Genomic DNA, 15140 nt, shown 5'->3' on the forward strand with positions numbered 1-15140 from the left:
GATGGTGATATAAAGTGCAAGATAGCTTCTATCGGTCTGTTCTTGAAAATTCGCCGATGGGTTACTCCTATCATAGAACGATTGTTGATAAAGATGGAAATCCCTGTGACTATGAATTTCTAGATGCAAATAGTGCCTTTGAAATATTTACAGGACTAAAAGTAGAGCATGTGATTGGAAGAAGGGCTACCGAGGTACTTCCACAGTTAAGAGATGGAGAATTTGATTGGATATCTTACTTTGGAAATATATCGTTGAGCGGAGAAAAAGGGCAAATTGAACAATACTCTAGACCCCTAAAGAAATGGTATAGAGTAAACGTCTATGTTCCAGAAAAGGGCTACTTTATTACCCACTTTATAGATATAACCCAAGAAATGACTCGGTTGGTTGAGCTAGATCGTTTTTTCTCTGTTAATTTAGATCTGCTTTGTATTGCTGATATAGAAGGCAATTTTTTAAAAGTAAACAAAGCTTGGGAATCCATCTTAGGTTATACCGCCGAAGAGCTAGGGCAAAAAAAATTCTTAGACTTTGTCCATCCTGATGATATAGAAAAAACCTTAGAGGCTATGTCAAAGCTCTATTCACAAGAACAGGTCTTAAATTTTGTGAATCGCTACCGCTGTAAAGACAACTCTTACCGCTATATTGAATGGCGATCTCAGCCTTATGGCAACTTGATCTATGCGGCTGCACGAGACATTACCAAACGAATCGACTACGAAAAAAATCTAGAATATTGGCACAATTTACTGCAGTATATCATTCAATATGCTCCGAACGCCATTGCTGTCTATGACAAAGAGATGCGGTATTTGTATGTCAGTGATCGTTATATTGATGACTATGGCTTGTGGGGAAGAGATATTATTGGCAAGAATCATTATGAAATCACACAAGAGGCTTCAGAAAAATGGAGAGATATTCATCGTCGCGCTTTAGCAGGAGAAGTGGTACATTCAGAAGAAGACCAATTTCAGAAGTCCGATGGATCTGTTGAATATACGCGTTGGGAATGTCGACCTTGGTATGGTCTTAAAGGGCAAATTGGCGGAATTATTCTTTATACGGAAGTGATCACAGAACGCAAAAAAACCGAAGAAGCTTTAATTAAAGCGAAAGAACAGGCTGAATCGGCGAACATAGCCAAAAGTCAATTTTTAGCCAATATGTCTCACGAGATTCGGACACCGCTCAATGGAATCCTAGGATTTTTGGATCTGCTCCAAGAAAGTGGATTGAATGCAGAACAAAAGGAATATATGACTTTCATTAATTCTGCCTCCGAAACCTTACTGAATGTAATTAATGATATCTTAAACATTTCAAAAATAGAGCTAGGTGTCCTTGAACTAGATGATATTGAATACAATCTACGCATGGCCGTTGAATCAGCAGTCCTTCCTTTTAGTATAAAAGCGTACAAGCAAGGGCTTAATTTGAATCTTCTCGTCAAATCTGATATTCCTCAGATGGTCAAAGGTGATCCTTCTCGTTTAAAACAAGCGCTTACCATCTTAATGAGCAATGCCATAAAGTTTACTGAAGCAGGCGATATTTATGTAGAAGCAGGTCTGAATAGCAAAAACGATGAAAACGTAGAGATTTTGTTCAAAGTACGGGATACGGGGATCGGCATGTCTACGGAAACCATCAATAAGCTCTTCAAACCTTTTAGCCAGGGTGATACTTCTTCAACCAGAAAATACGGCGGTGTTGGCTTAGGTCTTTCCATTTGTAAAACAATTGTTGAGATGATGGGTGGAGAGATTGGCGTTGCAAGTGTAGAAGGAGAAGGGAGTACCTTCTACTTTACAGTAGTCTTAAAAGAAGCCAAAAATGCCGAACTACAGGATCTCCCTGACTATTCCATATTACAAGGAAAAAGCATTCTAATCGTAGATGATGTTTCGGCCAATCGTGAAATAGCCAAGTTCTATCTTGAGGAAGTTGGTTGCATGGTCCATGAAGCCGCCAGCGCCTCAGAAGCATTTAGTAAGTTGATTCGCAATGATCTGACAGCAAAGTATCATGCCATTCTTGCGGACAATCATATGCCTGAAATGGATGGCCATGAATTAGCAACAGCCTTAAAAGTGATTCCATCGACCAAAAAAATTCCTCTCATCCTAGTTACTTCTGTTGCAAGCATTGGTGAAGCAAAAAAAGCAAAAGAAAATGGTTTTGCAGGATTTCTCACCAAACCTTACAAGCGAAGCGAATTGCTAGAATGTCTAACCATGGTGATTGGCGCCGAAAAAAAAAGTAAAAGAGATAAAGAACTTTTTATCACTCGGCACACCGTAGAAGAAGCAAAATATGCAAAGAGGCTGAAGATTTTGCTGGTAGAAGATGATCGCATTAATATGGAGTATTTTGCAAAAGTCTTAAAGCAAAAAAATCTGCACTGTGACATTGCCGAAAACGGTTTTCTAGCACTGCAAGCCCATGAGCAAAACAAATATGATATTATTTTTATGGACTGTCAAATGCCTGGTATGGACGGGTACGAAGCAACCAAGAGGATTCGGGATAAGGAAGGCATAAAAAATCATACACCGATTGTTGCTATAACAGCCTACGCCATGGCAGGAGATTCTATCAAATGCATGGAAGCAGGTATGGATGACTATCTAAGCAAGCCTGTCAATGTCCAACAAATCATGGCCATGATAGATAAATACTGTACTGAATAAAGCATACTTCTCCTACGCGAGCGTTTTTAAGTAAAATCTTATAGTTTTCTTCAACTTCAAGAAAGAAAGCCCCTTCTGTTGCAACTTTGCACAGAAGGGGCTTTCTTCATATATCTTTTTTGATGAGAATACTATTGATTGTAAGAACTATGCACTCTCTGTTTTCTTTTCTTCTTCTTCGTTACGCTTCCGTGACAAGGCAAAGAAAGCAAGTCCTGCTGCGACTGCACCGATCATGATTGCATAAAAGGCAGAAGAACTAGAATCTGTGTTAGCTGTGGCGATAGAACCTGTGATATCAACACCAGAGTTCCCGGCGTTATTAGCAAGTTGTAAAGTACCACTTTCAGGTCCATGGGCTGCAGCAGCTGGAAGGTCGACAGGCGTATCATCACTGTACTTATATTGAACGAGAATGGTTCCATATACCTTATTATCCATGGCATTCGCATTTTGCGTTCCAGAAATAATCTGGAGAACGCCTATACCTTCTTGGAAATTAGGGCTGGCTGAAATTTTTATATCACTAAAGACGCGGTTGGAATCACCTTCATAAATTTTGCTCATTTCAGGTCCCATGATATGCATACAGAAGGGAAGATCCATGCGAATCCCTTCTGGCATTGAAAAGTGCCAGCCTGCTAAAGCACGCTTATCTTCGAAACCACCGTCATAGACATCTTTGGACAATCCAATAATCAATTTATAGTTCGTAATACTGCCATCGGGGTGAACTTCAAATAAAATAGTTCCATCTTCTTGAACCATGTTAGCGCCATCTTTGGTACGGATCACTTCATATGTTATCTGATTGTGATAAGGCTGTTCTGGGAACTGGGCACCACCGATACCACCATGACAGCTTAAGCAAGAGGAACCAAATATAGCACTTTGACCTACGTAAGAGTCAACATTATGTAATGGATTAACAATTACACCTCTACCTGTTAGCAATGCCGGTGAAGTTTCTGTTGGTTCAACAATGTTAATCTCTTCTTCGGCCCATCTACTTTGCCCAGAACCAGGATAAGCTTCTGCCGAGCCATTGTAACTGAACAGTGCCACCGATAGTGCCGCTAATGATAAGAACATTTTGGACATTTTGAACATTCTGAACATACAATGAGCGCCTCCTCGTTTTTCTCAAGTCCGAATCTTATCTTGATTATATAGGGGTAAGGGGTAGCAGTAAAGGGATTACGAAACTATTCTTTTTCACTAGCTAAAAATCCTATTATATAAGGAAATAGAGAAGGTTCGTACATTCATAAAAACATAAAAAATAGACATACCCCCTAGTGTAAAGCTTTGAAAAAGATATTTTTTAAAGTCCTTAATCCAGTAGAAGGAAAAAGTTGTAGCAGCCTCGAATAAACACTGTGATAACTTTGTTTAACGATTTTCATTATTGACTAGAAAAGGAGGCCTCATCTTGCAAAAAAGTTTGCTCAAAAAAATGGTTGCTTTTTCTTTGCTAATAACCATTGTGCCTGTTCTTCTTTCTATGTTGCTCATGTTCTGGCAGGTGCGCTCAGAAATGGTCTCCAACCAGGAAGAGAGAATTCAAGAAAATCTTGAAGGACAGATTCGTCTGCTTGAGAATATTTTCAGTGAAACTAAGAATAAAGGCCTTATCATAAGCCAAGAACAAAATATTAAAGAAAGTCTCTTTATTGCTTGGCAAGGCAATAACGTCAAGGAAGAAAGTCTTGCTAGCCTTTCTTCCTATTTACAAAATCTTTTCATCGTAGAGGAAGGTCTTTATGAGAATATTTTCGTCGTGGCGCGAAACGGACAAATTTTAGCTGATTCACTAGATGGGAGCAGTGTGGGGCTTAGCATGAGTCATTATGACTTTTTTGGTCCTGTTTTGTCAGGTCGTACTCACACTTCTCGAGTTATGGAGTCACCGATCAGTGGTCGCCCCATTCTGATTGTAGGTGTGCCTGTCTATTCTCCCTATGATCCCAACCGGACGATCGGTGCCATTGCCTTGGCTGTTGAATTTCAACAGATATCAGAACCTATCATAGAACGACGCTTGGGCAAAAGTGGCTATAGCTTTGTTGCCAATGATACAGGCATGGTCTTAGCGCACCCTGATTCAGAAAAGATCTTAGCCTATGATCTAACGGAGCAAACGAATGGATTGGAGATCATACCCAATACAATCGAAGAGAAAACAGGTGCTCTCACATACAACGAGGAAGGTTCAACTCGTTGGGCCTTGTTTAGCGCCATTGACGGTGCGCCTATCGTTGTCGTAAGTACCATTGATCAGAATGAGTTTATGGAACGCTTTCAAAACATGATCCTGATCATCGCAACGGTAACCACAGTGCTTGTTATTGTGACAGGTCTTGCTGCTATGGTTTTTTCCAAGAATTTGTCCAACAGTCTACGGGATTTACGAAAAGCTATGGCTTATGGAGCGGCAGGACGTCTTACGGCACGAGCGGAAACAGATGCCCAAGATGAAAGAGCAGGCCTCGTGAAAGCTTTTAATGCAATGATGATTCGCCAAAGTCAGGTAGTCGGTACAGTCCGTCGCTCCTCTGACGAACTGGCTGCTTTTTCCGAAGAAATGGTGTCAACCACTTCCGATGTGAATAAGGCTATCGCAGAAATGAGCAACAATATGGAGCAAATGGCCATCGATGCAGAATATGGTGCCGAATCGGTTGTTGAAGTGTCACAAGTGCTTGTGGAGCTTTCTTCCTTGATTCAGATAGCGAGAGAAGCAGGGAATGTAGTGGAAGAAAAAAGTCAAATTACCTTTTCTGAAGCGCAAAAAGGCAAGCAGACTGTCGATGAGACGATTGCAGGTATGAACAATATTCAAAGAAGAGCGCAAGAAATAGAAAGTATCATAGCTCGCTTAAATACCTATACGCAACAGATTGGTACAATTACGGCAACCATTACAGGCATTGCAGAACAGACCAATTTACTTGCTCTGAATGCAGCTATAGAAGCAGCAAGAGCAGGAGAACAAGGAAGAGGCTTTGCAGTTGTAGCCGATGAAGTACGAAAGCTCGCTGAAGAAGCTTCGAAGGGTGCGACAGAAGTTACATCGCTCTTGCAGAAAGTGCAAGGTGAGACTGAAAAAGCAGTTGTAGCAACGCAGTCGAGTCGAAAAGATGTAGAACGAGGAGTTATTGCTGTTCAAGATTCTGGTGAGGTCTTAGAAAAGATTGTAGAGGCCATTGAGAAAGCCGTTGTGGAAGTAAAGCGCATTGGTGAGATTACGAATGAAAAGGTAGCTAGTTCCGAAAAAATTGTTGAACTTATTAACCAAGTGGCATCGGTCATTGAAAAAACCTCCTACAGTGCCAGCAACGTTGCTGCAGCCAGCGAGGAAGCGGCGGCTGCCATGGAATCCTTAGCCAAAGGAAGTGAAGAAGTTCAAGCAATGGCTGGTGAGCTGAGCGATGCGGTTACGTTTTTTAAGATGGATGACGATGTAGGGAATAAAAAGTAAGGAAAGGCCTTGGTAGCTATCACAGCTACCAAGGCCTTTCTAGTCAAACAAATGTGTTAAATAAAAACAATAATGGAAAAAAATAAAACATCTCAAAACAATATCTTGTTCATAAGCTTCTTCCGAGAGTCATTATAGGCAATTCTGTGAGGAGGATTGGTTGTGTTACAAAAGAAGGGGCTCATCATTGCACCATTGCTACTTTTTTTCTTACTTGTAGCAGGTTGTACACAAAGTCAGCAAGGAACACCATCACAAGATCAGTCGGATAGCAACAACAAGTTGAATATTGTCACGACAACGACAATGATTACCGATCTCGTTCGTGTTGTCGGTGGTGATGTTGTAGAGGTACAAGGATTGATGGGAGCCGGTATTGATCCCCATCTCTACAAAGCAAGTGCTGGTGATGTGAATCGAATGCGCCAGGCTGATTTGATTATCTACAATGGTTTGCATCTAGAAGGAAAAATGGCTGATATTTTTGAAGAATTTGAAGGGACTCAAGTCATAACCGTAGCGATAACGGATGCGGTTGATGAGTCGATTCTACTACCGGCAGAAGATGAGGGGAATTTATACGATCCCCATATCTGGTTCGATGTAGAACTGTGGCAAAAAGCAGCGATCTATGTACGGGATGCTCTTATTGAAGCGGATGAAAAAAATAGAGCGATTTATGAAGCAAATACAGAAGAGTATCTGCAAGAATTAGAGAAACTGCATGCTTACGTGAAAGAACAAGTTGCGAACATACCCAAAGACCAACGCGTCCTCGTAACCGCTCATGATGCCTTTGGTTACTTTGGTCGAGCTTATGACTTTGAAGTCTTAGGCTTACAAGGTATTAGCACAACGACAGAGGCAGGCATTGCCGATATGCAGGCGTTGGCAGACTTGATTGCAGAACGCAAAATTCCAGCCATTTATATTGAAACATCGGTGCCACCGAGAAGCATTGAAGCACTACAAAAAGCAGTGCAAGCAAAAGGCTTCTATGTAGCCATTGGAGGAGAACTTTTTTCCGACGCCATGGGTGATTCTGGCACACCAGAAGGGACCTATCTAGGCATGGTTCGTCACAATGTGGATACGATTGTAGAAGGCCTATCGAAGTAAGGGTTCCTAGATACCTCCTGTTCAGGCAACGTCATCAATCAAAAAAGTCCTGCAGATTTTAGATTTGCAGGACTTTTTTGTAAATATGGAATATATTTGTCAGTTCCCCGGACGACTATGATTACATACTTATTTTTTGAATGACTTTTTCACAAGGCTTGTCAACAAGAAGCACTGTGGAAAAAGGAGAGGCCTTTGTGTCAAGGGGATTCCTCGGATTGCAGAGTTGAGGTGACGCAATGATGTCAATGAATGCTTTAGATGTGAATGATTTAACGGTAGCTTATAAAGAAAAGCCTGTGCTCTGGGATATTGATCTTACAGTACCACCGGCTGTTTTGCTTGCTGTCATTGGACCGAATGGTGCAGGCAAAACAACACTGATTAAATCTATTCTCGGTCTGATTCCTACGGTAGCTGGAAGGGTGCGCATTTACGGTCGACCTTACAAAGAACAGCGAAAACAAGTGGCTTACGTACCCCAGAGAGGAACTGTAGATTGGGACTTTCCAACAAGTGTCCTCGATGTGGTGACCATGGGGCTCTATGGTACTTTAGGCTGGCTCAAAAGACCAGGAAAAGAAGAAAAGAAAAAAGCCCTAGAAGCTTTGGAAATGGTATCTATGACAGACTATGCTCATCGCCAGATCAGTCAGCTTTCTGGGGGGCAGCAGCAACGCGTTTTTCTTGCTCGTGCCCTGGTTCAGCAAGCACAAATCTATTTCATGGATGAACCTTTTCAAGGGGTAGATGCCATGACAGAAAAAGCAATCTTACGATTGTTAAAAGATTTGCGCTCTGCTGGGAAAACGGTTATTGTGGTACACCATGATCTACAGACAGTGCCAGAATATTTCGACTGGGTTACTTTATTGAACACGCGTCTCGTTGCCAATGGACCGATGGAAGAAGTCTTTACAGAAGCCAATCTCGAAAAAGCCTATGGCGGCAGGTTCTTACAGTTGAAAGCAAATGCGAGGGCAATGCCATGAAAGAATTGTTTCTTGCCCTTTTTTTTGATCATACCTTACGCACCGTTGCTATGGGAGCTGCTGCTTTAGGAATCGTCAGTGGTGCCTTAGGATCTTTTGCTGTACTACGACGTCAAAGCCTGCTTGGCGATGCCATTTCTCATGCAGCGTTGCCAGGAATTGCCCTTGCTTTTTTGCTTACAGGCAGTAAGTCAGCCCTTGTGTTATTGTTTGGCGCTGCCATGGCTGGCGCTCTAGCAACTTGGTTGGTAACCCAGATTGCGGGATTAACAAGAGTGAAATATGACAGTGCCCTAGGAATTATTTTATCGGTCTTTTTTGGCTTTGGTCTTGTCTTACTTACCTATATTCAAAAGCTTCCCAATTCCAATCAAGCAGGTCTGGAGAAATTCCTTTTTGGTCAAGCGGCAGCCATTGTAGAAAAAGATGTATTGTTAATGGCGGGGCTTGGCCTCGTAGCTTTGTTTCTTCTCTTTTTGTTCTGGAAAGAATTTAAGCTACTTAGTTTTGATCGTGATTTTGGGACCACCTTGGGCTATCCCATGGCTTTGATTGATTTTGTATTGACGACTTTGCTTGTTCTGGCCATTGTGATTGGTTTGCAAACGGTAGGTGTTGTCTTGATGAGTGCCATGTTAATTGCGCCAGCCGTTGCAGCAAGGCAGTGGACCGATCACCTTGGAATTATGGTCTTATTGGCTGCTTTTTTTGGTGCTTTTGCTGGTGTTGCTGGCACCGTAGCGAGCAGTACCATTTCTCGCATGCCTGCTGGGCCAGCCATTGTCGTAGCTGTAAGCATCTTGGTTATTATCTCTATACTTTTTGCTCCGCGGCGAGGTGTGATCTGGCAACGAGGAAGAGACTACTTGATGCGACAACGCTTTCGGGCGATGGGAGGGAAGAAAAATGGTTAGCCCACAAGTCGAGATCATGCTAATTGCTTCTGTTGTTGCTGTTGCTTGTGCTCTAGTGGGTGTTTTTCTCGTCTTGCGTAATATGGCTATGATGAGTGATGCCATTAGTCATTCTGTATTGCTCGGCATTGTGCTCGCTTTTTTCTTAACTCGCGATCTTTCTTCGCCGGCTTTAATTATAGGCGCTGCCATGATGGGTGTCATAACCGTTGTTCTGGTAGAACTGTTGCACCAGACCCGCCTTGTCCATGAAGATGCAGCCATTGGCATCGTTTTTCCCTTGCTTTTTAGTATTGCTGTGATTTTGATTTCTCGTCATGCTGCCAACATTCATCTAGATACAGATGCTGTTTTGTTAGGAGAACTGGCTTTTGCACCTTTTGATCGCTTTGTCTACCAAGGTGTTGATCTAGGTCCAAAAGCTTTGTATATTATGGGGGCCATTCTGCTGGTTAACTTCTTTTTTATTAGCCTTTTTTTCAAAGAATTGAAGTTGGTAACTTTTGACCCTCAGTTGGCGGCTGTCTTGGGCATTAGCCCTATTGTTGTTCACTATGCCCTGATGACGCTTGTTTCTGTGACGGCTGTTGGCGCTTTTGACGCCGTTGGTTCTATCTTAGTGGTCGCTTTAATGATTGCCCCGCCGGCTACTGCCTATCTTTTGACAGATCGCTTACATGTCATGATTGCCCTTAGTGCTCTCGTAGGCATCCTGAGTGCCATCGGTGGCTTTGGAATGGCCTATTATTTAGACGCTTCCATTGCAGGGTCTATGGCAACGGTGGCCGGTATTATTTTTGCTCTCGCTTTTCTCTTTGCGCCAGAAAGAGGTGTCGTTGCGGGAACTCGCCGCCGCATGGAACAACGCTGGAATTTTGCCCTTGTTACGTTGACCATTCACCTTTGGCATCGTGAAAAATCTGCGCCTGTCGTTGGCAAGGCCTATGCCATTCAAGAATTACGCCAACATTTGCGCTGGTCTACCGCCTATTTCGCTTCTGTTGTGGAACGGGCCATTCGCAGAGGATTGCTTACGCAGCGAGATGATTATGTACAGCTCACTGAGAAAGGACGAAGGCTTGCTCGAGAAGGTCATGGGATGGGAGAAAGAGCAACTTCTGAGCCTCTGTGAATACTGTCGTTACTATAGTTTCAAAAAACTTTGTAGTAGGCACAAGTGTTGTAAAGTCTATCATCCTTGTGTCTTGTTCACTCCAATAAAAGCCTATACAGATGCTTCTATTGACCAAATGGAACAGGTTTTGATATTTCCCATAAAGTGGAAAGTATCAAAACCTGTTCCATAGGGAGTGACAAAGTATGAAAAATCTTCTTTTTTTTCTGGTCTTTTTACACATTTTCCTCTATTACGTTTTGTTTTTCTTTTTTCCTGAGACCCATCATTTGCTCGAAGTTTTTCTACTGCCTTCTCTTTTTCTTGTTGGACTTCTAGGGCTACGTTGGGCGAGAAATTTAAAAGACCCTACTCGCAATAGCTGGATAGTTCTCAGCTTAGCTACTTTTGTGTACATTATCGGTGATATACTTTGGTTTTACTATGATTATAGTGGCTTAGAATCTGGGAAAGCTTCTGGAGCAGATCTTTTGTATTATATATGCGCTTTTTTTCTCGTTATTGGTATTAGTGGATTACTAAAAGCAAGTATCAGCAAGTTTTCTTTCCGTTGCATCTATCTTGATATATGGACTCTCATGATCATAATAGCTTCCGTAGTTTCTCAGTTTCTACTCTACCCACTGTGGACACAATCAGATCTAGATGTGTTAAGTCGACTTGCTCTATTGTTCTATCCCTTGCTTGATCTTCTTATTATCTTTTTTGCTCTACTTATCGCCTATCGTTGGCCTCGGCAAGAACGTGCGAAAGCATACTGGCTGATTGCAGGCATTTTTTTCTGGGTTGTTGTAGATAGCTATTACCTTTTAGAAGGCATTCAGCAAACCTATGAAGCAGGAAACTTTTTTGCTCCCTTCTGGGGTTTTGGCTTTTTCTGTTTTTTCTTTGCTTTACAACAACATGTAGCTGATGAAGAAAAAAAAAGTCAATAAAAATAGCATGGCGTTACAAAAGGAACTCTTTCTTTATGATAGAAAATCACTGTTGGTTCGTGCTATACCCAATATAGCAATATTTTCGCTGGCGATTCTCTCTATATTCTATCCAGACCTTACCTTTCTTCGTTATGGCTTCATTGCGGGTCTCATTTTGTTATCAGTACGTCAAATTCTAGTCCTTTCTGAAAATGATAATCTCTTAGTTGGTGCTCATAAGCTGAATAACTCACTAAATCAAGCCATCCATGAAGAAAAGATTCTTAATGAAGAGTTAGAAAAAGTGAACAAAAAACTAGAGCAATTAAATCATGATCTAGAAGAAAATGTTCGAGTAAGAACAAAAGAACTTCTCGTCAAAAATGAAGAATTGGTAAAAGCCAATCAGTTAAAGGAGCAGTTTGTCGCAACTGTTAGTCACGAACTAAAAACGCCGCTTCATGGCATTATTGGTTTTGGTCAAGTTCTAGAAGAAGATCTTAAGCAATCTGAAAATAAAAAGCACTTGTCCTATTTGCTTGATTCGGCTTATTATCTCCAAGCCCTCGTTGAAAGTTTGCTTAATTTTTCTAAGCTTAATGCCGACCAGTCTACATTGTACGTAGAAGAAGTGAATGTTGTTAAATTGGCACACTTTATTGCTAAGCAAGCAGAAGAGAAGATAAACAACAAGAACTTATATTTTGAGCTTCAGATAGCTGAATCAGTGAATATGCATCATTGTGATGAAATGAAATTGCGTCAAATTCTGATCAACCTTTTAGACAATGCTATTAAATACACTTTGCCAGGAGGGAGAGTTCATCTCGCCATTGATTACCGCGAAGAAACATTATTTTTCGTTGTAGAGGATACAGGCATAGGCATTCCAGCCGATAAAGTGGAAAGCATCTTTGAGCCTTTTTTTCAGATTGACAATACTTTATCACGTCGCCATGGAGGTACTGGTCTTGGGCTGTCTATTGTCAAAAAGCTTGTGGAACTTTTCGGTGGAACTATTGAGGTAGAAAGTGAAGTTGGCAAAGGAACCAAAATGTATGTCACGATCCCAGAAAAAAGTAGGAAGTGAGGATGCTTCTACTTTCTTCTTTTGAAAAGTACAATATCTTGTATCAAGCGTGGTATGGATAAGTAGGAGGATGAACCATGAAGAGCAAAAAATTCCTTGCCCAAACATTGTCCATCGTTATAATTCTTGTGCTGACTTTTGTCCTAACAGCATGTAGCTTTACAGAAAAGCTAGACCAGCCTCAACAAGAAGAGGAAAAAAGCGAACTCCTTCAAGTACTACAACCCGTGACGGTGAATAAGGAAAAAGCCGATCTACCCCAAAGCGAGATTACCTATCCGCAAGTAACAGGCTTATCAGACCAAGCTCTAGAAGCAACGATAAATCAAATCCTTAAGAACGAAGCCCTTTCCTATCGAGAAAAGACGCTTCAAGATGCCAAGGAACAGGGCTTCGATATAGAGAAAATCGCCTTCTACGGCGATTATGAAGTAACATACAACAGGGGAGGGCTTTTAAGTATTGCCATGCCCCAGGGGTCTTACATGCTACAAGCGGCTCATCCTAGCAATTATCTTAGTGCTGTTACGGTTGATGTAAGAACAGGCAACATACTATCCTTATCCGATCTGTTTATAGAAAAAGAGGACATCAAAGCACTTCTTGATCCTCTTATGAAAAAGCAAATTGAAGAACGAAACTTATCTCTCCTTACAGAATTTGCTGGTCTAGAAGAAGATCAAGACTATTATCTAGGGCCAAGTTATCTCATTCTCTATTATCAACCCTATGCCTATACGCCTCATGCCTATGGTGTCTTAAAATTCGCCATACCTTACCAAGCCATAGCAGCAGAAGTCGAACCAAAATGGGGCTTGCTTGATAGAGACTCTCAAGGATTGACAGAAGAAGAAGTTCGCGCTTTGCTCCTAGAAGCGCATCGGATGTATTGGTACATTGCTCGTGGCGGCCAAGGAGAAGGTGCTTTTGAGACTTTTACCCAGAATGGAATGGAATATCGTTATCTTCGAGGCGACATCGAAACGCGCCAAGGCTTAGAAGCCTATCTGGGCAAGCTTTTTACATCGACGGCAATAGAACAAAGCTTGCAGAATATGGGCATTGTTGAAAAGGAAGGCCGTATGGCGCAGCCGAATGCTGACGGAGGGTCTATGCTCAACTGGGAGAAAATGGGGCTTTATCTGATTGATGAGGGAGAAGAGAAGAGAGTCTATGAAGTGAAGATTTCTCATGAGACAACGCCGGAAGAAGATCAACAGCTCTGGACGGTGTTGCAGCGGGAACAAGGAACTTGGAAGCTTATAGAAACGGTTGATAGTTTTATGTAAGGTAGTCTGCATAGGGTATTAGACCTAGTTTTCGTACACCCCCCCGTGCCCGGTTGGGCACAACCATTTGATGAAAATTAACTTCTCCTGATTACGTTGGGGTTACTTCGTGCAGGGGCCAGGTCATCACGCTTTCCTCCGCTCTGGACTGGTCCCACGCTGTTACCGCCAGCAAGCTGGCGACAGCTGAGGTCCCAAGTCCCGCTGCGGAAAGCGTGATGCCCAGTCCCAGAGAATTTTTGCTGATTGTTACTTTCCGTTGACATTGCTTTGCGCAATTTTCTGCGATGTATATGCAACTGCTTATTGTATTTGCATTTGCAATAGGCCAAAACTCAGTCACAACCAGCAAAATGTACCTGGGTCAGGCGTTATGACTTCCTGGAGAGAGGACTTCAGACCTCAGCCATCGGCAGCTTGCTGCCGCTCATGGCGTGGGATGAGTCCGTTCGGAAGGAAGTCATAACGCCTGACCCCACCACAGGGTAGCTTTTTTCATACTTAACAGCCAAAAGCCGATATAGTAGCAGCACAAAGCACTACTATATCGGCTTTTTCTGTTAAGCAAGTCCTCTGTTGCTTTGCGGAATCTACTTCTGCCGCAGCCCTTTCTCACGGGCCACTAGATCCAATTGCACTGTCGCTACATCTTCTTCATATAAATCAAGTCGTTCCTGCTTCTGGTAATAACGCTCATCGACTGTCTTAAGATAACGCTTGCACTGGTTACAACCTTCAATCCGATAATGGCGCTCCTCGTCTACATAATAGATGGGCAAGCTGTACTGGTCTTCATTGGCACAAAAAGGGCAGACTACACGACGAAAAGGCCACTCTGTTTCACAAGTAGAGCAATACAGATAGCGCTTGCCATGCTCTTCTTTGGATAGACGTCCTAAAGTGGGTTCAGAACCACAATGGGGACAGAATGGCTCGCGCCAATCTCGAGTTGCTATGGTTTCTTCTAAAGCTTTGGAAGAAGCCAGCAGATAGGGCTTGAGCATGGCTCGGATAAAGTAATGTAGTAAGGGCAGATCAATATCTAAAGCGAGCCCTTTTTGCTCTAGCTCTTCAAAATCGCCAAGAGCTAGTAAGCGATAAAATTCACTCGCTTCTTCCCCTTTTAACAGTTTATGAAGCGAAGAAAGGGTTCCCAAATTATTCTCATCGGAACCATCTTCTCTTTGTAGCATCGCTTGTAACAAGTCAAGAATGCCTTCGCCATATTGACGAAGTCTAGTTGGTTCAAAAGGAAAAAGCTCGTGAGACCAAGCATGTTCCTTTTTGCTGAGTAAAGTTTGTACCTTTTCTTTTTGCTCTTCTGTCAGGGCAAGCGAAATTTCTTCAGCCCACTCTTGCTGTGCTTTTCGTACCTTCTGAAAAAAAAGAATCATATCCACAGGTGGTGCTTCTATCAAAGCCATTGTAGTCGGGCCCACTCCTTTCAAACATCAATAATACCGTAACTTGTTCGTTACTATTGTAGCAAAAAGTGCAAAGTCTT

The 15140-nt window shown here is 42.2% G+C and carries 11 protein-coding genes; 9 read left to right on the forward strand and 2 right to left on the reverse strand.

The window, feature by feature from the left end; translation table 11 throughout:
* Positions 1-14: 14 nt before the first annotated feature.
* Positions 15-2699, forward strand: a complete 2685-nt coding sequence (locus tag FTV88_RS10485) for a PAS domain-containing hybrid sensor histidine kinase/response regulator (protein WP_153725574.1) — start codon at positions 15-17, stop codon at positions 2697-2699.
* Positions 2700-2846: 147 nt separating this feature from the next.
* On the opposite strand, the gene FTV88_RS10490 is transcribed toward FTV88_RS10485, so the two are convergent.
* On the reverse strand, positions 2847-3818 hold the full coding sequence (locus FTV88_RS10490) for a hypothetical protein (RefSeq protein ID WP_153725575.1): 972 nt from the start codon (positions 3816-3818) through the stop codon (positions 2847-2849).
* Positions 3819-4131: 313 nt separating this feature from the next.
* Between FTV88_RS10490 and FTV88_RS10495 the strand changes: the two genes are divergently transcribed.
* From FTV88_RS10495 to FTV88_RS10530, 8 genes are all read left to right on the forward strand, one after another.
* The gene (locus FTV88_RS10495; protein ID WP_153725576.1) at positions 4132-6180 is read left to right on the forward strand and encodes a methyl-accepting chemotaxis protein; all 2049 of its coding nucleotides are present in this window, start codon (positions 4132-4134) and stop codon (positions 6178-6180) included.
* A 162-nt stretch (positions 6181-6342) separates the two neighbouring features.
* On the forward strand, positions 6343-7299 hold the full coding sequence (locus FTV88_RS10500; RefSeq protein ID WP_153725577.1) for a metal ABC transporter solute-binding protein, Zn/Mn family: 957 nt from the start codon (positions 6343-6345) through the stop codon (positions 7297-7299).
* Between the two features lie 239 nt (positions 7300-7538).
* Positions 7539-8291, forward strand: a complete 753-nt coding sequence (locus FTV88_RS10505) for a metal ABC transporter ATP-binding protein (protein ID WP_279236763.1) — start codon at positions 7539-7541, stop codon at positions 8289-8291.
* On the forward strand, positions 8288-9205 hold the full coding sequence (locus FTV88_RS10510) for a metal ABC transporter permease (RefSeq protein WP_153725578.1): 918 nt from the start codon (positions 8288-8290) through the stop codon (positions 9203-9205). The genes FTV88_RS10505 and FTV88_RS10510 overlap by 4 nt, the downstream gene beginning before the upstream one ends.
* On the forward strand, positions 9198-10337 hold the full coding sequence (locus FTV88_RS10515) for a metal ABC transporter permease (protein ID WP_153725579.1): 1140 nt from the start codon (positions 9198-9200) through the stop codon (positions 10335-10337). The genes FTV88_RS10510 and FTV88_RS10515 overlap by 8 nt, the downstream gene beginning before the upstream one ends.
* A 188-nt stretch (positions 10338-10525) precedes the next feature.
* Positions 10526-11275, forward strand: coding sequence for a hypothetical protein (locus tag FTV88_RS10520; RefSeq protein ID WP_153725580.1), 750 nt, complete (start codon positions 10526-10528; stop codon positions 11273-11275).
* On the forward strand, positions 11253-12347 hold the full coding sequence (locus FTV88_RS10525; RefSeq protein WP_153725581.1) for a sensor histidine kinase: 1095 nt from the start codon (positions 11253-11255) through the stop codon (positions 12345-12347). Before FTV88_RS10520 ends, FTV88_RS10525 begins: the two co-directional genes overlap by 23 nt.
* A gap of 77 nt (positions 12348-12424) precedes the next feature.
* On the forward strand, positions 12425-13636 hold the full coding sequence (locus FTV88_RS10530) for a DL-endopeptidase inhibitor IseA family protein (protein WP_153725582.1): 1212 nt from the start codon (positions 12425-12427) through the stop codon (positions 13634-13636).
* 590 nt (positions 13637-14226) lie between these two features.
* Here FTV88_RS10530 and FTV88_RS10535 read toward each other — a convergent pair.
* Complete coding sequence (locus FTV88_RS10535) at positions 14227-15060, reverse strand: formate dehydrogenase accessory protein FdhE (protein WP_153725583.1); 834 nt, start codon at positions 15058-15060, stop codon at positions 14227-14229.
* Positions 15061-15140 lie beyond the last annotated feature (80 nt).

Source organism: Heliorestis convoluta, from assembly GCF_009649955.1.
Classification (GTDB): Bacteria; Bacillota; Desulfitobacteriia; order Heliobacteriales; family Heliobacteriaceae; genus Heliorestis; species Heliorestis convoluta.